Source organism: Streptococcus sp. 27098_8_74, from assembly GCF_041431705.1.
GTDB lineage: Bacteria > Bacillota > Bacilli > Lactobacillales > Streptococcaceae > Streptococcus > Streptococcus salivarius_E.
In genome coordinates this window covers 43,596-65,750 of sequence record NZ_JAPVYF010000001.1, presented here as the reverse complement: position 1 = coordinate 65,750, position 22,155 = coordinate 43,596, and the positions used below count along the sequence as shown (strand labels likewise).

Here is a 22,155-nt window from a genome sequence, read left to right as displayed (position 1 = left end):
TTCCTATATCACCTCCATATGATGCCCACAAGCACATTGGCCAGGCACACAGTCACAAACCACCTGATCCACAGGTTCTTTTGCTGCAAGCAAGGCCTGTAACTTATCCACATCGGCTTGGGTCATCGGCGTCTTTGCCATGAGTTGACCTAACAAATCGCTATGTTTGGTCAAACAAATCTTGTCAAAAACAGCTTCTAAAGCCTGAAAATTCGCCTCATCTTCCCCCAAGCTAGCTTGATAGATAAACCCTCGTCCTTGACGCTGACTAGTTAGGTACCCCTTGTCCGCCAAACGTCCAATCAAGGTCTTAACTGTCGAAGCCGACCAGTCTAGCTTCTTAGATAGAATTGCTATAATCTCTGAAGAAGTCGCCTGCCCCTTAGCCCAGAGCACTCGCATGACTTCCCATTCCGCAGATGAAATTGTCAGCATGATAGTTCCTTTCTGAATGTTATTGTTTGTTTACGTTTGTAGATTTATTTTAACGCCTCCGTGGGGATATGTCAAGAGTTTTGTCTACATTTGTAGATTTATTTTAAAAAAACAAACACCTCCTAAGAGGTGCTAAGCTTTACTAAGATAAGATTGAGTTAACAAGGCTACGGCCAAAATCCCTGCCTTCAACATACAAAAATTTAAACATGCCAGGGTAAATAAAAGCCAAACAAATAATCATAAAGATTATTGCTAGAGCTTTTTTATTTGATACAAAGAATGACAAAATATGATCAATCATGTTCAGTGATGCCTTCTCTCCCTTTCTTTTTAGTTATAAAATCATTCTATATTTTCCGAAAAGAAAAAAATAGTGACATAGATGTCACTAAACAGGCTTATTCATTCAATACGAGATTTAACCCTCAGCTTAATCCCTTGTAGAGGTACAAGGCACCAACCACAAGGAAAATCAGTGCATAGTGATTCTCTCCACGATAGAAAAATAGTAACGCTCCTATTAAGAAACAGACTCCTAGTATTACCCTTAATGATACTTTCATTTGTCTACCTTCTTTCTATAAGTGAGATGAAAATAAGAACAAGAGATAAATGTAATTGCCACTCCTCACTCATAGTATAATACTGGAAAATAAGAAAATCAAATCATCCCCAAAAATGATTTTGATGAAAAAACACTCCCCATTTCTGGAGAGCATCGTCTTCTATTTTTCAAAATGTGAACCGAATGTAACAAATTCAGCGACTTCTTTTTCCTTACCGTCGTGGAGGTCACGGACGATTTTTGATCCTACGATAACACCGTCTGATACAGCGTTAAAGCGTTTGATATCGTCTTCAGTTGACACACCAAAACCTGTGAGAACTGGAATGTCTGCATGGGCAGTCAAGTTAGCCAAGTGTTTGTCAAGGTCATCACGGTAATTACCAGTCTTACCTGTAACACCATTGATGGCAACGGCATAGATAAAGCCTTCTGCACCATCAATCAACTGCTTCTGACGGTCAAGTCCTGTAGTCAAGCTCACCAGAGGCACGAGAGCAATATCACTGTCTTTCAAATAAGGGGTGATAAAGTCAGCGTGTTCATCTGGCAAATCAGGAATAATGAGCCCCTTGACAGATGTATCTGCCAGGTCCTTAACAAAGGCTTCAATACCATATTGATAAACTGGGTTGATGTAGGTCATGATAACCAAAGGCACCTGTGTTTTTTGTTCTTGAAGCTTCTTGATAATAGCTGTCAAAGTCACATCTTTAGCCAAACTACGTTGTCCTGCTAGTTCAATGACGGGACCGTCAGCCACAGGGTCTGACCATGGAATACCCACCTCGATAGCTGAGACACCACTATTTTCCAAGAGAGCGATAGTCTCAAAGAGTCCGTCTAGGCCTTTAGCGTGGTCACCCGCCATGATATAAGGTACGAAAATACCGCGTTTACTGTCTTTGATAGCTTGTAGGTGTTTTGTTAGTGTTTTTGTCATGGTTTATTTCCCTTCTGCTTCAGCTTCAAAACGTTCTTTAACCTGCATAACGTCCTTGTCCCCACGACCTGAGAGGCAGACGATAAGGCTTTGGTCTGGCGACATCTTAGCTGCCACTTTTTGCGCAAGGGCAATGGCATGGCTAGACTCAAGAGCTGGGATAATACCTTCTAAACGTGACAGAAGTTTGAAACCTTCGAGAGCTTCTTCATCTGTAATAGAGTCGTAAGTCGCACGGCCGATTTCGTTGAAATAACAGTGCTCAGGACCAACCCCTGGGTAGTCCAGACCAGCCGAGATAGAGAAGGCTTCCATGATTTGACCATGAGCATCTTGGAGGACATCCATAAGCGCTCCATGAAGAATACCTGGACGACCTTTGGCAAAGGTTGCGGCATGTTTTTCAGTATCAAGACCCAAACCAGAAGCCTCAGCACCATACATGGCTACCGATTTATCATTAACAAATGGGTAGAACATACCGATAGCATTTGAACCACCACCGATACAAGCCATCACAGCATCAGGCAGTTTTCCGCCAGAAATCTCTGCGTATTGACGTTTAGCTTCACGACCGATGACAGATTGGAAGTCACGGACAATTTCTGGGAATGGTGCAGGACCAAGGGCAGATCCCATGATGTAGTGAGTATCCTCGATACCTGCAACCCAGGCACGAAGGGCTGCATTTACAGCGTCCTTAAGCACGCGCGAACCATCTGTAACACTGAAAACCTTGGCACCAAGCAACTCCATACGGAAAACGTTAAGCGCCTGACGTTTAACATCTTCCTCACCCATATAGATTGTACAGTCCATGTCGAAAAGGGCTGCGGCTGTCGCTGTTGCAACACCGTGTTGACCTGCACCAGTTTCGGCGATGATTTTCTTCTTGCCCATACGTTTGGCAAGCAAAACTTGACCAAGGGCATTGTTAATCTTGTGGGCACCTGTGTGGTTAAGGTCCTCACGTTTAAGATAAATTTGTGCCCCACCAATATGATCAGTCAAACGTTTGGCGTGGTAAAGAGGCGTCTCACGGCCCACATAGTTTTTGAGGAGATCATCCAATTCCGCTTGGAAACTTGGGTCTTCCTTGGCTTCACGATAAGCCTTGTCCAATTCAATAACGGCTGTCATCAGCGTTTCAGGAACGAACTGACCACCGAATTTTCCGTAAAATCCTTTTGCATCAGGTTGTTGATATGTCATGCTTTCACTCTTTCTATAAATGCTTTAATCTTATCTAAATCTTTGTGACCATCTGTCTCGACACCTGAGGACACATCTAAGGCATAGGGCTGGAAAGTTTCCTTGGCCTCTGCCACATTATCCACAGTCAAGCCACCAGCGATAAAATAGTCCTGCTCAATCTGCTTGTCAGCCAAGAGTTGCCAGTCAAAGGTCTGACCACTACCAGCAATAGGAGCATCAAAGAGAAGATAATCCGCCTGGCTCTTAACTTGAGACTCACTATCTGAAATCTGAATAGCTCGAATAACTGGTACTGATATCTCTGGAATCAGAGTCTCATCAAATGTTCCATGAATCTGAACGATATCTAAGGGAACCTGACTAATCGCTTCTTCCAGTTCTTCAAGACTAGGTGAAACAAAGACACCGACGATTTTTGTCTGGCCTGTCACCCCTTTAGCCAGCCCGTGAGCTTGTTCAAGACTCACTTGACGCTTGCTTTTGGCGAACACAAAGCCAATGTAGTCAGCACCTGCTTCAACTGCAGCTGCTACTGCTTCTGGTGTCGACAGTCCACAAATTTTAACCTTTGTCAATTTGCAACTCCTTGACCTTTTCAGCCACATTGTCAGCCGTCATAAGGGCAGTTCCTACCAAAATCCCATTAAAATATGGGGCAACTAAGGCAGCATCCTGACCTGTGAAAATAGCTGACTCAGAAATGTAAACAGGCTTGTCCTTGAAATGCGTTGATAACTCAAGACTGGTATTGATATCTGTCTCAAAAGTCACCAAATTACGGTTGTTAACACCGATAATCTCAGCACCAATACGATGAGCCACTTCCAATTCTGGCAGATTATGCGTTTCAACCAAGACTTCCAAGCCAAGGCTAGTCGCAAAATCATAGAGCTCCTTGAGACGAGCTTCTGGCAAGGCCGCTACAATCAAGAGAATGACTGTCGCTCCCGCATTACGGCTACGCACAATCTGTTTCTCATCAATAATGAAGTCCTTAGCCAAGGTTGGAATAGCCACCTCTGACGAAATTTCTTTCAAATAGGAAATATCACCCTTGAAGAAAACCTCGTCCGTCAAAACAGAAATCATGGCTGCCCCATTTTCCTCATAGGTTTTGGCCTGAGCCACAATATCCACATCTAGGTTAATATCACCCATACTTGGACTAGCTTTTTTCACTTCAGAAATAATTTGCAGCTTGTTTTGATTTGACTTGAGAAACTCATAAAGACGATAGGTCTGACGCAAGGGCTGCAAGTCTTCCATGACCAACTGGGCCACTTCTTTTTCTTTTTGTTCTAAGATTGTTGGGAGAAAGGCTTTACTCATACTTGTACCTCTTGGAGTTGGTGAAGTTTCTCTAGGGCTGATCCGTCCGCAATCAATTGGCGAGCAAGCTCAACGCCTTCTTTAATGGTCGCAACCTTACCATTGGCAAAGAAGCCAAGACCAGCATTAAGCACTGTTGTTTCAAGATAAGGACTAGCTTCATTTTTCAAGACACTAAGGAGAATCTCTGCATTTTCCTTGGCATCGCCACCTGTGATATCAGACAACTCAACCTTTTCCATACCCAAATCTTCATAAGTGAAAGTGTGTTGGCTGATGTGGCCATCTTCCAAAAGAGTGTAGGTGTTAGTGCCATAAAGAGCAGCTTCGTCCATATTGTCAGGACCTGTGATAATAACCGCACGTTTACGTCCCAACTGTTGGATCGCATTAGCAACAATCTGTTGCAATTCCACACGGTAGAGGCCCATAAGTTGTGTCTCAAGGTCAAGCGGATTAGCCAGTGGTCCGACCAAGTTCATAATCGTTGGAATCCCAAGAGCTTGGCGAGCTGGACCGATAAAACGCATGGCTGGGTGCATGGTTTGGGCAAAGATAAAGGCCAAACCAACCTCATCAAGTGCTTTAGATAGGGTTTCTGGTGATGCCGCAACGTTGATTCCAAGGGCTTCAAGGACATCTGCCGAACCAGATTTAGAGGAAATCGAACGGTTACCAGCCTTGGCCATACGAATACCACCTGCTGCTAAGACAAAGCAAACCGTTGTTGAAATGTTAAAGCTATAAGACTGGTCCCCACCAGTTCCACAGTTACACATAGCATCTGTGAAGGTCTCAGGCAAGACCGTCGCATGTGATTTGAGGGCACGCACAATACCTGTGATTTCATCTGCTGTTTCTCCTTTAGTTTTGAGCCCCATAAGGAAGGCAGCGATTTGGCTTTCTGAGACTTCATTTTTGAGAATGCGGTCAAAGACTGCTTGGACTTGGTCTTGAGACAAGTCTTGTCGGTTTGAGATTTGTAGGAATATTTCTTTCATATCTGTTTTCCTTTTAAAAACGGTTCAATGTTTTCTGATGCACGAGGAGATGTTTTGAGCGTAGACCAATCTAGTCAAAAGACTGTCCGACTAGCCTGCAACGATTTTTACAAAATTTTCAACCATCTTGAGCCCATCTGGACTACCGATGCTCTCAGGGTGATATTGCAAACCATAAATTGGTAGTTCCTTATGTTGAATGGCCATGATTTCTTGATCATCAGTTGTGATAGCTGTCACATCAAAGCCCTCTGGCATTTGGTCAACAACGATGGAATGGTAACGCATGATTGGGACATCATTGTCAATATCCTTGAAAATTTGCGATGGCGTTTCAAAAGTAATATTGCTTTGTTTGCCATGCATGACATTCTTAGCCAAGCCAAGTTTACCACCAAAAGTTTCCGCAATAGCCTGGTGCCCCAAGCAAATTCCCATCATCGGTTTTTTACCAGCGAAATCCTTAATCAAGGCTTCCATTTTACCCGCATCAGCTGGCCAACCTGGACCCGGTGAAAAGACTAGCCCGTCAGCTTTTTCGGCCTCTTCATAGAGAGTCTCATCATCGTTACGCAAGACCTTTACCTCTGTAAATGTCCCTAGGTATTGTGCCAAATTATAGGTAAAAGAATCATAGTTATCAACTAATAAAATCATTGGGCATCTCCTATTCTTGTCATAGCTTTCGCCTTGTTAATCGTTTCGTAAAATTCATTTTCAGGAACACTGTCATAGACAACACCTGCACCTGCCTGAACATAGGCTTTTTGATTTTTGAGAATCATAGTACGGATAGCAATGGCAAAATCCATATCTCCTGTCGCAGACAGATAACCAATAGCTCCCGCATAAATACCACGTTTTTCCTGCTCAAGCTCATAGATACGACGCATGGCACGAATCTTAGGTGCTCCTGACACGGTTCCAGCTGGTAGAGTTGATTTTAGAGCATCTAGGGCTGTCAACTCAGGCAAGAGTTGCCCTTTAACCACACTGGTAAGATGCATCACATAGCGGAAATACTCAACCTCCATATACTTAGTCACCTTGACCGTACCATTTTTAGCAATCTTACCAATATCATTACGTCCCAAGTCAACCAACATACGGTGTTCCGCAGTTTCTTTAACATCATGTGAGAGTTCATCCGCCAAGGCAACATCTTCAGCCTCATTGGCACCACGAGGGCGAGTTCCAGCAATCGGATTGGTGACCACCTCTCCATTTTTCACTGAAACCAAGCTCTCTGGGCTAGCACCAATCACCTGATAATCTCCAAAATCATAGAAATAAAGGTAGTTTGATGGGTTGGTCACGCGCAAGTTACGGTAGTAATCCAAAGGATCTCCCTCAAAGTCCGCTGAAAAGCGTTGACTAAGCACACATTGGAACATATCTCCCTCACGAATGAGTTTCTTAGCCTTAGCCACCATGTCCATGAAGACTTCTTTTTCGATATGATTTGAAAATTGCAAGGCTTGTAAGGCCTGAGGTGTAAACTCGTTTGGCGCCTGAGTCTGGAGGTCCGTTACCACCTGCCCAAGAGCTTGACGCACCGCATCGTTGTCACGGCCAGAGTAGATATTATCCTCAACCACATAAACCTTTTCCTTCTTGTGGTCAAAAATCAAATAAGATTCGTAGATGAAGAAATGCATATCAGGTGTTCCAATCGTATCTTCAGGAATCTCTCCGATATTTTCATAGAGACCAATCATGTCATAACCTGCAATCCCGATAGCACCACCTGCGAAAGGTAGGTCAGACTTTATGCCCTTGACTGTTACTTGGTCCAAGTATTCGAAAGGATCCTGATCAATCGCCTTACCATTTTCATAAAGCACACCATCCTTGAAGGTTACTTCAAAGACTGGATTGTAGGCAACAATGGAAAAACGCGCATTTTCTTTCTCACGAGGAATGGATTCAAGGATAACCTTGTGTTCCCCCTGAACACGCATATAAGCCAAGATTGGTGTTAAGGTATCGGCTGGTAAAATTTTTCTCATAGTATTTCCTTTCAAACTGGTTTATCGAGAGTAATAAGACTGATACAAGACTCCTTTATAGGATGTATCGGCAGCATTATTGTTCTTTATTCACTTTCTCTTCCAAAGCAATAAAGGCTTGAATCATGCTTCGCCAAACACTTTCAGCCACATCTGGTGACAGGCCAAGCTCTAGTGCCTCCTTACGACGGTTAGCTATCACTTGGGCAACACGATCACTGGCCTGGACAGCAACCTTGTCTCCCTTGGGCTTAAGCCGTCCTGCCTTTTCCACAAGTATTTGACGTTGGGCCAGGAGTCGAATTAACTGTCTGTCAATATTATCAATATCAATTCGAATATTGCTTAATGCATCCATAATACCCAACCTTTCATTGAATAATGAAATAATACTTCCTTAAGGTAAATAGACCTTTAAAGATAAAAGTAAACAAAAAACCTCACAGAGAAAAACTCTGTGAGGGCATTAAATCTAGTTTAACACGGTACCACCTCAGTTAATGGTCTCCAAAAAAACGACCATCATCTCTATCTCCTCTAACAAGGAGTTGCACGGTAAGGGGTGCCAACCGAGAAGAATATGTATTACCTTCTCATTATCATCCAATCAGCCCAATGTTCGCTCATCTCGATTACCTACTCACAATCACCGCAGGCTCCCTGAAAATCTAAGACCAGTTACTTTCTGATTTACTAACTATTGTACTCCTTTTTAAAAAGATGTCAAGAATTTTCTGTTAATTTTGACAATTTCAACGACCCAACTGACTTTATTTCTTACATTATATGGTATTTGCATCTCCTCAGGATATCTTATGAGAATATGTCAAAATACCTCTTCAACTAGGTTCTCGATATTAAAACTAACTAATATCGTCGTTAGAGTTGTTATATCGAATCTTATTTAATCGAATTACTTGATCTGCTTGTTCCCAAATACCTGGATTATGGGTAGCAATAATAATGATACGATTTGGATTTTTTAGTGATCGAATTAAGTCCATAATTTCTTGAGCATTATCAGGATCCAAAGAAGCTGTTGGCTCATCAGCTAGTATGATAGGAGGATTTTTCAAAAAAAGTTTAGCCAGAGCAACACGCTGTGCTTCTCCGCCAGATAATTCGTATATTTTTTGATTAAGATTTAAATGTTCCAGATGAACATCTTTCATCACTTTTTCTTTGCATTCCTGAATATCATTCTTTCTAAGTTTTTTTCCTACCAACCCCAAATCCAAGTTGTAACTTATACTATCATTTTCAATAAGCCCAAAGTTTTGGAACAAATAACCCAAATAATCACGATAATAGACTTGAGATTTAATCTCTTTCAAGTCTGTACCATCATAAGTGACAGAACCACTATCATAAGTCTCTAGTTTTGCTAGAATATTTAAAAGAGTTGTTTTCCCAGAGCCACTTTCTCCGATAAGCGCATATATCTTTCCTTTATCAAAAGATAAATTTAAATCATCAAAAATAACTCGCTTACCAAAATATTTGCTTAGTTTCTTAATTGCAATCATATTACTTTCCTTTCAAAACACTGACTGAAGTTCTACTCTCAGTAAGCGTCTGTTTGTATAAAATGGTAAACATGTTGATAATAAACAAGGAAACTATAAGTAAACTCATAATCAAATGATGAGTCAAGAAAATCAAAAACACAAGTGCAACACCTAAAACACAGATTTGTGAAAAAAGATAGTTAAAATGCACTTCTTCAAACCTCATACCAGATAACCTCTTGATAAAGATTTCTTTTCTAAATTGCTCAAAGTAAAGAAGGTTCATACTGTCAAATAAAAGTATAGAGGTCAATAAACCTAATAAAACACCAATTAATAGAAAAGCAAGGCGACTACGACTCTCTGAAAGAATCTTATAGTAGCTATTACGATTATTAGTCAAATAAGAAACCCACTGATAAACACCACCTTGTTTAAGTAAATCAATGCTATCCTTATAGCCCGTCATGTGTAGTCCCGAACCTACTTCTGTTCCCCAAAATAACTGACTACTTGGTGTATCTCCCATTGCTTCAGGGGTAGTCACAACAATAATAGGATCATTAAGGAATTGCATAGGTATGTCACTATCTGTATTGTACAAAAAACGCTTTTTCTTATCTTTTACGAATTCGGTAGAGACCGATACCTTAAATAAGTGATGACTATGAGGATTTAGACTACGACTTGAGAAACCTGACATATATTCTGAATATATACTCTCTAACTCTTTCCTACTACTCTTCAACTTCTCTGGAATTATTAATCCAAATTCGCCACGCTTAAGTTTTTTCATTTGTGCTAAAAATTCATGGGAGACACCAACATTTTGCTTTTCCAAGTAATTAGGTGAAACATAAATGGTATTCCCATTAGGCACATAGTCTGTTATTTTAACCCCATTAGCTATATTTGATACTAAGAACTGACGTAAATTTGTTTTTACAAATAGCCCTTTATCATCCTTTAGAGTACGATTTGCGAAGTCATACCAAGACTTATTCTGCTTTTCTTCTTCCTTACCTTGTGTAAAGGCAGAGCTATAACTATAAGATAGCTGGTAGTAATTTCTATTTATAGACCACTCTTCTTTAGCACTATTTAATTGCACAAAATCTTGATAACTATTCAACAACGTACCTACAGTAATACCAACAACTACAATTGCAACGAATTGTCCTAAGAACATCACTCCTAGAAGTCTTCTTAAGGGGAGGCGCCCTCTCATAACTTCAACCAAAGAAGTTGCTTTTAACCCTAGTAGATATATTAAACTTAACCCAAGAGAAATAAAACATAGCGCAAAAAAATATAAAGTTACTCCTGTAAAATAAAGTAATATAGGCAAAGATTGCAAAATCCGAAAATGCCACAAACCCACTCCCCCAATAAGAATAGATAAACAATATGCAATCAATAACTGCCTAGCATCAACGATAAATGATGATAACATTACTTTCATCATGCTTTGCCCTGAAACAAGCTTGATTCCAGCATCCCTTAAATCCTTTATTCGGTAAATCAATACTAGTGAAGCAAAGGTCAACAGAAATAATGCGAAACTAATAAGTGAAACCTCATTCAATAATATTGTTAAAAGTAAAGACAGTATTGAATAAGAAGAAAAATCAACCGCATTATAGCCAAGCTGACTGAATGTCGAGATAAGTTCTGCTCCCTTTAAATCACCTGAGACAATTAGATAGTTACTAACTATATCACTGCCGTCAGCACTCTCCTGAGAAGCCCTTTTTAAATTAGAAGGTGGAGAAACGTGTCCGTAAAACTGATAACGAAAATCTATTTCACCCTTTTCATTTGGTTGAACAATCCGTCTAGCAATTAAGCTATTATGCTCATTAGCTAAATTAGTTAAAGCATCTGTTACTTCCTTACGATTAGATACCTTATGATCAGTCAAAGCCTGACCAGTCACATCTACAGCATTATAACTCGAAAAAGATATTTGCTGGTTTTGTTGAACAATCATTGTGACTAAGTAGCAAGAAAACAGGATAGTCGAGATGAATATAAAAACACGTTTCATACAAACCTCCTTAACGGAACAATCATATGTCTTTGTATTGAAATAAAGTTTACGGTCGAAAATGGAACCTTTACAAGGAAACAAAAACTAGGTTGACATATTACATTCAACCTAGTCACCGTTACTTAATTAATCATAGTTATAGTAAAAGGCAGCCTGCTCGCCAAAAGACGTTTTTATAAAAGCATACGAAGTCTGACCGGCATAAACATAGGCCTTACTAGATTTAGAGGTCCAACGACTAACTACAGTTGAGCTATGATATTTCGAACCATGATAGTAATTCGAAAAAGCACCACCGTTAGAAGCCCCGTAAGTCCAAACACCACCACCTGGATACTGCGTAGCTGCAGCAACTCCTGACAAAGTCCCAAAAGGAGTCACAGCAAGAGCCAAAACCATTAACGATTTCATATTTTTTCTCATAAGTATTCTCCTTAAAGTAATTGCGATGAAGAAAATAAAATGGCATAAACTATGCATAACATTTCTAAACCTTCAGAAGTCAACTGTTACATTAAGTAAACGCTTACTTTTAAGGCTATTATATACAGTTTTTTTGTTTTTATCAATACACTTTTGGTATTTTTGTAAGAATCAATATCTTTACTATACAAAAAAGCCCCCGAAAGGGACTTCTTGGTTTGATAAACAACGGCAGGGTGACAGTCCTGCATCTCTTTCAGACCCGAAGGTGCGGCGGCTGCCTCTTCCGCCCTCGTTGTTACTTCTTAATTATATTATATCACATTTTCTTAGCTCTACCAGCATTTAGATAGTTTTTCAGCTTAGAATCTTTAATCACAAACATGGTACGGACATTAAGTTTATCACATAATCTGACCGCTACCAAAACATTACCATCAATACGTTTGATGTATTCCAAGGACTGGCCATTAGGATGGTGCCCAATATAGTCCGGATGAGCAATAATCTCTGGAATCCGTTCATAGGTAGCATCAAAATCACTGAATTCCTGGCGATGTTTTTCCATATGCTTCTTACGTTGTGCAGACAGCGTGATTTCTTCACCAGGCTTGTAGTCCAAATCAAAAGTTTTAATGACTTTTGGCGTCAAGTGACCTACTATTTTCATGCTTCTATTGTACCACACCTCATACACATCAAGGCTTTTCCTACTGTTCAGCTATCAAAAAACTCAAGCCTGTTACCAAGCTCGAGTTTTGCTTTATGCTTTTTGGAAAGCACCTTGTTTATAGCTAATCCAGAAGAAAAGTGGTGTACAGATAGCCATTGCGACCAGATAGATTGGTAAGGTATAGCTATTAAGTGTCGAAATCTCAATCACATCTCGAAGATAGTAAGAGCTAATCAAGAAGCCAAAGACTGAGTAGATAATCAAGGCCACACGCCCCTTATTCAACGGAATACAAGCACGAATAACGGCAAGGACACCCGTTGATCCCATCATATAGTAAGACAGCGTCAGCATATCCGTATTGCTCATGCCAAGATAGACCTGAGACAGATGAAAAATAAGAACACTGATAACCAACATCAAGGCATTAGGAATAGACAACTGGAGCGAACGTCTGAGGAAATGTTTCTCAACAGGACGAATATTACGTTCGAAGGTTAAAATAAACGGTGGAAAACCTTCGATAAATTGACCCGCCAAAGTCATCTGAACTTGAATAAAAGGAAAGACCAAGAGGTACTCTGCCTTACCAAAAACAATACTGGCAATACAGATAAGCCCCAAAAGGAAGGAATAAACAGTTTTAATGAGGAAAATCGGTGCAATGTGGGCAATATTATTAACCACACGGCGTCCCTCAAATAGAATTTCAGGAATGTCCTTAAACTCAGAATCCATAAGCACCAAGTTGGCAATCTGACGTGTTGCAGGATCTCCCTCTGCCATAACAATCGAACAATCCGCTTCACGCAGTGCCAAGATATCATTGACACCATCACCAGTCATAGCTGTCGTATGCCCATTGGCATTAAGGGTTTGGATTAACAACTTTTTCTGGTGCGGAGATACACGACCAAAAATCGCAGTATCCTCAACCAAAGCCTCTAACTCCTCATCGCTGACCTTAGAACAGTCAATATAGCTTTGATAGTCGGCAAAACCAGCTTGATGAGCAATATGAGACACCGTCACTGGATTGTCACCAGAAATAATCTTAAGCGTCACATCTTCTGAACGCAGGTATTCCAGAGTTTCTGCAGCATCCTCACGAATAGGATCGGCAATTTCAAGTAAAGTCAAAGCCTCGACGTCATTCGGCAAAATCATGGTCTCTGTATCAACACCAGACTGACTCCAAGCCAAAATCAAAACACGAGACCCTCGTGCCTGAGCCTGATCGACTGCCTTGGGATTTTCCTTAAGAAGCATCTCAGGTGCTCCCAAAAAGAGAGTTCCAAGCCCATTAACGCTCACAGCACCCCATTTACGATCGCTTGAAAATGGAATAACGTCACCTACCTGATAATGATGTTCCAGACCCTCATAAGCATTTCGAATAGCCTGAGCTGTTGCATTTTTATCCTTGCTATGTTGCATATAAGCTGCAAGCAAACGCTCCAACTCCTCTTTCGTAAAACGCTCTGACAGTAGTTCCAGACCTTTAACTGTCATCTTTCCTTGTGTAATCGTCCCTGTCTTATCTAAACAAAGCACGTCTACACGGGCCAAGGTTTCAACAGAGTACATCTCTTGCACCAAGATATGTTTCATCCCAAGTTTAATGACAGCCGTCAAAAGTGATGTAATAGTCAAAAGGGCAATTCCCTTAGGCAACATTCCCAGAAGGGCTGTCGAACTGGTAACTACCGACTCTTGAAGGGAGAGCTGTTTAATCAAGTAAGCCTCAAAAAAGAGCGCAAGCCCAAACGGTATGACAATCTTTCCCGTAAACTTAGCAATCTTGTCCATATTATAAAGAATACGGGACACGATTGGCTTATGATTCTTGGCCTCTAGCATAAGCTTGTTAGCGTAATTGTCCTCGGCTACATGAATGACTCTGGCATAGACCTGACCACTCACAAGATAAGAACCGGAGAGCAACTCCTTCCCATCTTTCTTTAGAATGTGATCACTCTCACCAGTCAGCATGGCCTCGTTAAGCTCGGCTATCCCATCAACAACCACGGCATCACTAGGAACCTGCTCACCCGCAGACAAGAGCATGACATCATCCAAGACAATATCCTTAGGATCAATAGAAACAAGCTGTCCATCACGCACCACACGAATCTGATCCTTATTCATGAGATTGAGCTTATCAATCATGCGACGGGCACGCAACTCCGTCATCATCCCCGTAAAGGCATTAAGCACAATAATCCCAAAGAAAAAAAGATTAGACCAAGCCTGAACAGCAATCAAGGCCACAAAGATTGCAAAATTGAGCACATTAAAGGAGTTAAAGACATTACGCCTAAAAATCTCCCAATTGCTGGAGCCAGTTTTTGCTTTAAAATGATTTGTTTTACCGGCATCTATCCGCCGCTTGACCTCCACCTGCGTCAAGCCTTGTAACTGTTTTTTCATAACTTTCATAGTAGCATAAAAATGAGGTGTTTTCAAAGGTTAGCCGTCATGAATAGCAAGGAAATAGACCTACTATATCGAATCACTATCCCCACCTTTTTCTATCAAATTAAGCTACTTTCAAATAGCAAAGGCAGAAGTCTCTACAAAACACTTCTATGCTATCCTTTTCTCTAATTAAATCTACTTTGGTAAACTAAATTAAACAACCATTGAAGATTGATAAAGGGTTTTGGTTGAGCATCAATCACAGGTTGAACGGTCTCTCTAATTTCTTTTAGGACTTTTCGTTGATTATACTTAATATTGTGATAATGTTCATCAAAAGCATGTTGGAGAGTAAAATTACGATTAAAAATATAACTTTCACCTGAGTCCGGGTAAAAGACTAGAGTACCATCTGAAAAACCTAATACAGACGATTCTGTTCCTTTTTCTCTAGTTATAGCGTACGTCCCGTCCTCATCATAGCTAATACCATCTATTTCCGGTGTATAAATCCAGCCATTATTCTCCATCAGCATAACAATATCCGGCTCTGTCCCCTCCTTATGAGGAATATGCTGAGCATAATAAACAGAGTGGTATTTTAAATTAAAAAAACTAAATAGGCTCATTCCTAAAATTGTAACCAGCCCTATAAATAGTCCTACAAAAATCCCTAAAATATTGCTTTTTTTCATTGTCATCTTCTCTTTCTTTTTCTCTAATTAAACCTACTTTGATAAATTAAATTAAACAACCATTGAAGATTGATAAAGGGTTTTGTTTGAACCTTCATAATTGGGGAAAAATCTTCCCTAATCTCTTGTTTAATTTTCGATTCATTAACTTGAATTCTTTTTGCTTCTTCTGAAAAATAACTGACGTGATCAAATCTAAACGTACTGTCAAAACCGATAGTCATATTATCCTTATCATATAAAAAGTATCCTAAGGATTTTGTTAGAGAAGATTTACTTTTAGTATTTATAATAGCGTTTGCTCCGTCATCATCATATCTAATATTGTCAATTTTAGGAGTATAAATCCAGTCCATATTCTCTATCAACATAACGAGATCCGGCTCTGTCCCCTTCTTATGAGGGATATGCTGAGCATAATAAACAGAGTTAGATTTTAAATTAATAAAGATAAATAGGCTCATTCCTAAGACTGTAACCAACCCTATAAATAATCCTACAAAAATCCCTAAAATATTGCTTATTTTCATTGTCATCTTCTCCTTCCTCTTCTACGACCAAACTTTAATTAAACCTACTTTGATAAATTAAATTAAACAACCATTGAAGATTGATGAAGGGTTTTGGTTGAACATCAATCACAGGTTGAACGCTCTCTCTAATTTCTTTTTGAACTTTTCGTTGATTATATTTAATAGTATGATAACGTTTGTCAAGAGCAGTTTGGATAGAAAAATCATGATTTAAAAGATAGCCATCACCCGATGCCGAACTAAAATATAGAGTATCACCTGAAAGACCTAATATAGACGTTTTCGTTCCTTTTTCTCTAGTTATAGCGTACATTCCATCATCATCATAGCTAATACCTTCTATTTCCGGTGTATAGGCCCAACCCATATTCTCCATCAGCATAATGACATCCGGATCTGTCCCTTCCTTATGAGGAATATGCTGAGCATAATAAACAGAGTTAAATTTTAAATTAATAAAGGTAAATAGGCTCATTCCCATGACTGTAACCAACCCTAAAAATAGTCCTATAAAAATCGCTAAAATATTTCTTTTTTGCATTGTCATCTTCTCTTTCTTTTTCTACGACCAAACAATTTCTTGATCGGATTAACAACAAACCATTGTACACTATTTTTAACAAGTCTCATAATTTAAGGATTCGTGGCTTTGTAACTGATCTAACATTTTTATGAACAAGAAAAAATCAAGTCTTAACAAATTCCTCCAATACTTCTCCTCACTTTGTTAATCAAGCTAAACATGGTATAATAGTTAAGATTTTTATACTACTTATTTCTGGGCAGAAGTGGGCAGTAAAATTTAAGAAACAGGGGCTAAACCCTTGATATGAAAGGAATCTAGAAAATATTATGATGAACATGCAAAACATGATGAAGCAAGCTCAAAAGCTTCAGAAACAAATGGAAAAAAGTCAAGCTGAATTGGCTGCTACAACTTTCACTGGAAAATCAGCCCAAGACTTGGTCGTTGCTGAATTAACTGGTGACAAAAAAGTAGTTAACATCACTTTCGCTGATGCTGTCGTAGATCCTGATGATGTGGAAACACTCCAAGATATGACTGTTCAAGCACTTAACAATGCTCTTGAACAAATTGACGAAGCGACTAAAAAATCAATGGGTGCCTTTGCAGGTAAATTGCCATTCTAAAAAATGAAAAGGAATCTCGCGGTTCCTTTTTCTATATACTCATCTAGCAACTCAGTCATAACATACAAAAGACTTGGACAAGAAGTCCAAGTCTTTTTGTGTTAGTCATATAAAAATTTTATTCTTCAACCAAGGCAAGACCTGACTGTGCGTCTTCTTCGTTTGCCAATTTATAACGATTCTTTTGACCTAAGTAAATACTTGCTGAATCCAATGAACTTTCTAAAGTAGGGTAATTCACATCCTCATTCGCTGTTTGGGAAGGTACAGGCCCTGAGATCAATAGTTCATCATCATTCTTGACATAAATCTGGTATTCTCCAACCTCGCTAGTTTGAGCTAAAATCTCATTCAACAAGTCTGGGTCAAGCGTTTGAGCTACTCCATCAACCACTTGATTAGAGTCCTGCTTATGCTCCGACGAATCCACTACCTCGGTGATAACGATGTAGTCAGGAGTTTCCTCATCTGTAGTCTTAGATTCTTCAGTTTCTGGCTGTTTTTGTCCAGGTGTTTCTTGCTTCTTCGTATCCTGAGCTTGTCCATCATGATTCTTCAAGTCCTCATCACTAACGGTTTGAACCTTAGTCATATTGGCATCTAAATCAAGTTTAGGAGTTTCTTTGACGTCAGCCGAGGCCCCACTGGTACCCATAAACAGAGCCAGAGTCCCCAAAGTAGCAATCAAGCTGATTATTGCTTTGCCGATAAAACCATTATCTTTGTTCTTAATCATAAATCCCTCACTATTTATTTGGTTAGCTCTAACTGGCTAACAAGGCGTCCTATTTACTGCTGTAGGAGGTAAAAGATTGGTTGAGCTGTTTGACCAACCCTTCACCCAGATAACAATCTTAGCATGCAGCCCCCTTGATTTCAAGCGTTTCTTTAATTTTTAAGCATTTTAAATAAATGACAACTTCATGTCTTAAAATTGATGCTAATCTATTATCAGATTAGCTTTTTAACGCTATGCAAATGGTAATTTCTTTAAGTAGTACTTAGGGAAATAATAGTTGTTTTTTAGACAGATTCTTCAGAAAGCACTTTTGCTGACTTATCTCCAAAAAAATTTTATCGGATAAGAAAATTTTGTCAAAACACTTTAAATGTAACTATAAAAAAGAATTCTTGAGACAGGAAGTCGAATTCTAAATATCCTAAAATAAGATTAGGAACTAGAATTTCTCTATTAGTCAAAAAATACCACAACAAAAGGATTTAAGGGTAACTTTATGGAACACCCCATAATAAACAACTAATCTTAAAGATGCACATCTCTCATTTAGATATATATTTTTAAGGTGTTTACAACTTCTTTAAAAATAACTAACACACAAAAAATCATTACGAAAAGCCCTCTATTTCCCCATAAATAACTTTCCCCATATAGAAAATCTATCCTCCAAATTCAAAAAAAATGTCCGTATTCTGGATACGTCATTGCTAGAAACTATGAAAAAACTCTTTATCTATCATCAACTTTGACGGAAAACTAGATCTCCTTTGGCACCCCCTATGATGAAGTATTTACCGACCTAAACTCTCCGATAATTATGGAAATTGAAAAAAATAGTATATCCACTCCGTAAAAGACTAAAAATAACCTAACTTTATAACTATTTCACCAAATCTTCACCTTACTCAAAGCTCATTTGAAATAGTATTTTCTCATATGTAAGCGCTTCGTCCACATTTCTGTCACATGTAAGAAGAGCTACTCCACTTTTAAACCTTTTTTTGCCTCAAAACCTAGATATTCCAAGGAAAATCCGTTACAATAGAGTACGGAAAGATAGGTAATTATCAGCATCATTATTTTCGTATGAAAGGGAAATTCATGGCTTATATTCAAATGAAGCATAGCTATAAACGCTATAAAACCGGTGATCTGGAAATTATCGCAAACAACGACGTAAGCTTTGATATCGAAAAAGGGGAGCTTGTCGTTATTCTTGGTGCCTCTGGCGCTGGGAAATCAACCGTTCTTAACATCTTGGGTGGTATGGACACCAATGACGAAGGCCGCGTCATTATTGATGGTAAGGATATCTCTGAATACACAGCCAAAGAACTTACAACCTATCGTCGTGAGGACGTTGGCTTTGTGTTCCAATTTTACAACTTAGTTTCTAACCTTACGGCCAGAGAAAACGTCGAACTAGCATCTGAAATCGTTCCAAACGCTAAAGATGCTACTCAAACACTAGTCGAAGTCGGTTTGGGAGACCGCTTAGACAACTTCCCATCACAACTATCTGGTGGGGAGCAACAACGTGTCGCTATTGCACGCGCCGTTGCCAAAAATCCAAAGATTCTTCTTTGTGATGAACCAACAGGGGCTCTGGATTATCAAACAGGGAAACAAATCCTGACCCTCCTTCAAGAAATGGCTCGCAAACAGGGAACAACTGTTATTATCGTTACCCATAATGCTTCTCTAGCTCCAATTGCCGATCGTGTCATTCGAATGCACGATGCCAAGATTAAGAGTGTGGAACTTAATCCTAATCCACAAAAAATCGAGGACTTGGAATACTAGAAAGGAGCAACGTCATGAAAAAAACAACTTATTGGAAAGATGTTTGGCGAACCTTTGTAGCTTCTAAAGGGCGTATGCTCTCTATTGCCTTACTTATGGCACTGGGATCCTTTGCCTTGATTGGTCTTAAAGTAACTTCTCCTAATATGAAGAAAACTGGGGAACACTTCTTCAAGACGCATCAAACAGCTGACTTGAGCTTAATCAGTACTTACAGTATCAACCAAACCGATCAGGACCTTCTCAATACAATAAAAAAGAAGAATGTAGACATCGAGTATGGTTATTTCAAAGATGCTGTCGTCAAGGGGACGAATACGGCATTTCGTATCTTCTCTAAACCTAAGAAAATCTCCACTTACGACCTTATTGAGGGGAAACTTCCTACCAAGGACGGGGAAATCGCTCTTTCCTCAACTTATAAAGAAGAATATAGCGTTGGAGATAAGATTAACTTTTCTGAGCCAGTAGATAGCTCAGGGCAAAAACAGTTAAAGGAACAAACATATACCATTACTGGTTTTGTTAATTCCTCTGAACTTCTCTCTAGGAACCGTCTTGGTAATGCCAGCGCTGGTACGGGGAAACTAGATGGCTACGCCATTGTTCCAGAGACGGACTTCACCTCTAACGATTACATGATTGCCCGCATCCGCTACAAGGATTTGGAAAATGTTAGTCCTTTTAGTGAAGAATACGCAAATAAGATTTCTGAACGAAAGGCTGAACTCAAGAAACTCTTTAAAGATGAACCTGAGAAACGCCTAACTGAGATCAAGTCTCAGTCTCAAGCTCAAATTACTCAAGCTAAACAAGAACTTGAAACAGCCCTCGCACAGACCCAGCAAATGGCTACAAGCAACGCTGCTGAAGCTGCTAATGTCAAAGAAGCTACTAACAAGATTGAAGCCAAGCAAAAAGAACTCGAAGAAAGTCAAGCAATGGTCGATAATTTACCAGCGCCTAGCTATCAATTCTACTCTCGTCGAGAGATTCCGGGTTCTGAGGGATATGTTGCTTATGAAAGTAATATTAACATCATTCACGATGTGAGTAACATCTTCCCTGTCGCCCTCTACTTTATGGCAGCTTTGGTTACCTTTGTAACCATGGGACGCTTTGTTGAAGAAGAGCGTGGTAAGGCTGGTATTTTCAACGCCCTAGGCTACAGTAATTCGCGAATTATCCATAAATTCGTCATTTATGGTTTGATAACGAGTATTACTGGTACAACCGCAGGTGTTATTACCGGTCATACACTACTTCCGATTCTAATTCACAACACTTATAAGAGCGATTTGCAGCTTCCTGCTTTTGAATTGCACTTCTACTTAGGACTTACCCTTGTGGCCTTCCTTTTAGGTCTCTTATCTGCTGTGCTACCTGCCTTTGTGGTTGCCAAAAAAGAGCTCTGGGAAAAGCCTTCCCAACTCCTCCTTCCAAAACCACCTCGAGCAGGAGCTAAGATTGTCCTAGAGCGCATCACACCGCTTTGGAAACGTCTCAGCTTTACGGAAAAAGTTACCATGCGTAATATTTTCCGCTATAAGCAACGGATGTTTATGACCCTCTTTGGTGTCGCAGGTTCTATTGCACTGCTCTTCGCAGGTTTAGGAATTCGATCTTCTGTATCTAACCTTAACCAGCAACAGTTTGAAGACATCATTCACTATGATATGATTGTTGCCAAGCAACCAAATGCGTCAAGTGCTCTGGATGAGGAACTCACTAAACTCCTCGATAGCAAAGACGTCAAAGAATACTTGAATGTCCATTTTGAAACCTTGCAAAAAATTGCCGGTACCAATAAGGACACCCAAGAAATCTCAACTCTTGTCTTTAACGACCGTGACGAAAAACTCATTGACAGTTACGTTAGCTTACATGACCGAGACCGCAATAAGACTCTCAAGCTATCTAATGACGGAGCAATTATCTCTGAAAAAATGGCAAAACTTCTAAACCTCAAGGTCGGAGATACCATTACTGTGCAAAACAGTCAGGATGAATCTGTCAAGATTAAGATAGCTGGTATCACTGAAATGTACATGGGGCATTTCCTCTTTATGAATGCTAGCTACTACCAAAAAGCTTTTGGGACACCTTCAGTGAATAATGCCAACCTTGTTACTCTCGCTGAACCAACTAAGCAAAATGTTGAAAATATGGCAGCCAAATTCATCAACTTGCCAAATGTTTACGGTGTTGTTCAAAACAACAACCTTAAACTGCAAATTAGCACTATGGTCAATTCATTGACACAGGTTATTGGTATTTTGATAACGGTTTCCATTCTCCTTGCTGTGGTTGTTCTCTATAACCTAACTAACATCAACGTTTCAGAACGTATCCACGAACTTTCAACCGTTAAGGTTCTTGGTTTCTACAATAATGAAGTATCCCTCTACATCTATCGTGAAACTATTTACCTGTCTATCATCGGTATCTTCGTAGGGTTCGGTCTTGGACAGGCACTTCACCATTATATGGTAAGCATCATTCCGCCAGATCGTATCATGTTTGATCCATCTCTCGGATTGGCTACCTACCTTTTACCAGCTGTCCTTATCGGCATAATCCTTATTATCCTTGGCTTCGTCGTCAACAAACGTCTTGCCAAACTAAATATGCTTGAAGCTCTAAGCTCAGTTGAATAAGCTA

The 22,155-nt window shown here is 39.7% G+C and carries 21 protein-coding genes; 3 read left to right on the top strand and 18 right to left on the bottom strand.

The annotated features are described in order from the left end of the window. Window positions 1-3 precede the first annotated feature (3 nt). The 17 genes from O3670_RS00340 to O3670_RS00260 form a co-directional block, all read right to left on the bottom strand. On the bottom strand, window positions 4-435 hold the full coding sequence (locus O3670_RS00340) for a CopY/TcrY family copper transport repressor (RefSeq protein ID WP_002891594.1): 432 nt from the start codon (window positions 433-435) through the stop codon (window positions 4-6). 728 nt (window positions 436-1,163) lie between these two features. Then, on the bottom strand, window positions 1,164-1,946 hold the full coding sequence (gene trpA / locus O3670_RS00335) for a tryptophan synthase subunit alpha (protein WP_073685972.1): 783 nt from the start codon (window positions 1,944-1,946) through the stop codon (window positions 1,164-1,166). Window positions 1,947-1,949: 3 nt separating this feature from the next. Then, complete coding sequence (gene trpB / locus O3670_RS00330; protein ID WP_002891598.1) at window positions 1,950-3,158, bottom strand: tryptophan synthase subunit beta; 1,209 nt, start codon at window positions 3,156-3,158, stop codon at window positions 1,950-1,952. Beyond that, window positions 3,155-3,736 carry a phosphoribosylanthranilate isomerase gene (locus tag O3670_RS00325; protein WP_073685971.1) on the bottom strand — a complete coding sequence of 194 codons (582 nt, stop codon included), beginning with the start codon at window positions 3,734-3,736 and terminating at the stop codon, window positions 3,155-3,157. Before O3670_RS00325 ends, trpB begins: the two co-directional genes overlap by 4 nt. Continuing rightward, window positions 3,723-4,490 carry an indole-3-glycerol phosphate synthase TrpC gene (trpC, locus tag O3670_RS00320; protein ID WP_002891600.1) on the bottom strand — a complete coding sequence of 256 codons (768 nt, stop codon included), beginning with the start codon at window positions 4,488-4,490 and terminating at the stop codon, window positions 3,723-3,725. Before trpC ends, O3670_RS00325 begins: the two co-directional genes overlap by 14 nt. Then, on the bottom strand, window positions 4,487-5,491 hold the full coding sequence (gene trpD, locus O3670_RS00315) for an anthranilate phosphoribosyltransferase (RefSeq protein WP_070437799.1): 1,005 nt from the start codon (window positions 5,489-5,491) through the stop codon (window positions 4,487-4,489). The genes trpC and trpD overlap by 4 nt, the downstream gene beginning before the upstream one ends. 90 nt (window positions 5,492-5,581) lie before the next feature. Then, a complete protein-coding gene (locus O3670_RS00310; RefSeq protein ID WP_073685970.1) occupies window positions 5,582-6,148 on the bottom strand; it encodes an aminodeoxychorismate/anthranilate synthase component II in 567 nt (188 codons plus the stop codon). Then, window positions 6,145-7,500, bottom strand: coding sequence for an anthranilate synthase component I (trpE, locus tag O3670_RS00305; RefSeq protein ID WP_073685969.1), 1,356 nt, complete (start codon window positions 7,498-7,500; stop codon window positions 6,145-6,147). Before trpE ends, O3670_RS00310 begins: the two co-directional genes overlap by 4 nt. A gap of 76 nt (window positions 7,501-7,576) precedes the next feature. After that, a complete protein-coding gene (locus O3670_RS00300; RefSeq protein WP_073685976.1) occupies window positions 7,577-7,858 on the bottom strand; it encodes a chorismate mutase in 282 nt (93 codons plus the stop codon). 505 nt (window positions 7,859-8,363) lie between these two features. Continuing rightward, on the bottom strand, window positions 8,364-9,026 hold the full coding sequence (locus tag O3670_RS00295; RefSeq protein WP_004183229.1) for an ABC transporter ATP-binding protein: 663 nt from the start codon (window positions 9,024-9,026) through the stop codon (window positions 8,364-8,366). Window position 9,027: 1 nt separating this feature from the next. Continuing rightward, the gene (locus tag O3670_RS00290) at window positions 9,028-11,055 is read right to left on the bottom strand and encodes a DUF1430 domain-containing protein (RefSeq protein ID WP_371482214.1); all 2,028 of its coding nucleotides are present in this window, start codon (window positions 11,053-11,055) and stop codon (window positions 9,028-9,030) included. Between the two features lie 129 nt (window positions 11,056-11,184). After that, window positions 11,185-11,481, bottom strand: coding sequence for a lactococcin 972 family bacteriocin (locus tag O3670_RS00285; RefSeq protein WP_073685967.1), 297 nt, complete (start codon window positions 11,479-11,481; stop codon window positions 11,185-11,187). Between the two features lie 319 nt (window positions 11,482-11,800). Further along, window positions 11,801-12,151 carry a PBECR3 domain-containing polyvalent protein gene (locus tag O3670_RS00280; protein ID WP_073685966.1) on the bottom strand — a complete coding sequence of 117 codons (351 nt, stop codon included), beginning with the start codon at window positions 12,149-12,151 and terminating at the stop codon, window positions 11,801-11,803. A gap of 93 nt (window positions 12,152-12,244) precedes the next feature. Then, entirely contained in the window at window positions 12,245-14,593 is a 2,349-nt protein-coding gene (locus O3670_RS00275) for a cation-translocating P-type ATPase (protein WP_073685975.1), read from the bottom strand. Window positions 14,594-14,757: 164 nt separating this feature from the next. Continuing rightward, a complete protein-coding gene (locus tag O3670_RS00270) occupies window positions 14,758-15,267 on the bottom strand; it encodes a hypothetical protein (RefSeq protein ID WP_175057745.1) in 510 nt (169 codons plus the stop codon). Window positions 15,268-15,290: 23 nt separating this feature from the next. Beyond that, a complete protein-coding gene (locus O3670_RS00265) occupies window positions 15,291-15,797 on the bottom strand; it encodes a hypothetical protein (RefSeq protein WP_081371112.1) in 507 nt (168 codons plus the stop codon). 34 nt (window positions 15,798-15,831) lie between these two features. Then, the gene (locus O3670_RS00260; RefSeq protein ID WP_175057746.1) at window positions 15,832-16,341 is read right to left on the bottom strand and encodes a hypothetical protein; all 510 of its coding nucleotides are present in this window, start codon (window positions 16,339-16,341) and stop codon (window positions 15,832-15,834) included. A 311-nt stretch (window positions 16,342-16,652) separates the two neighbouring features. Here O3670_RS00260 and O3670_RS00255 point away from each other — a divergent pair, with 311 nt between their 5' ends. Beyond that, the gene (locus O3670_RS00255; RefSeq protein WP_021143723.1) at window positions 16,653-16,952 is read left to right on the top strand and encodes a YbaB/EbfC family nucleoid-associated protein; all 300 of its coding nucleotides are present in this window, start codon (window positions 16,653-16,655) and stop codon (window positions 16,950-16,952) included. Between the two features lie 118 nt (window positions 16,953-17,070). On the opposite strand, the gene O3670_RS00250 is transcribed toward O3670_RS00255, so the two are convergent. Further along, complete coding sequence (locus tag O3670_RS00250; protein WP_037599168.1) at window positions 17,071-17,688, bottom strand: hypothetical protein; 618 nt, start codon at window positions 17,686-17,688, stop codon at window positions 17,071-17,073. A 1,104-nt stretch (window positions 17,689-18,792) separates the two neighbouring features. On the opposite strand from O3670_RS00250, the gene O3670_RS00245 reads away from it, so the two are divergent. Next, a complete protein-coding gene (locus O3670_RS00245; protein WP_002884692.1) occupies window positions 18,793-19,494 on the top strand; it encodes an ABC transporter ATP-binding protein in 702 nt (233 codons plus the stop codon). A 14-nt stretch (window positions 19,495-19,508) separates the two neighbouring features. Then, a complete protein-coding gene (locus O3670_RS00240) occupies window positions 19,509-22,151 on the top strand; it encodes an FtsX-like permease family protein (RefSeq protein WP_371595661.1) in 2,643 nt (880 codons plus the stop codon). The last annotated feature ends 4 nt before the right edge of the window (window positions 22,152-22,155 follow it).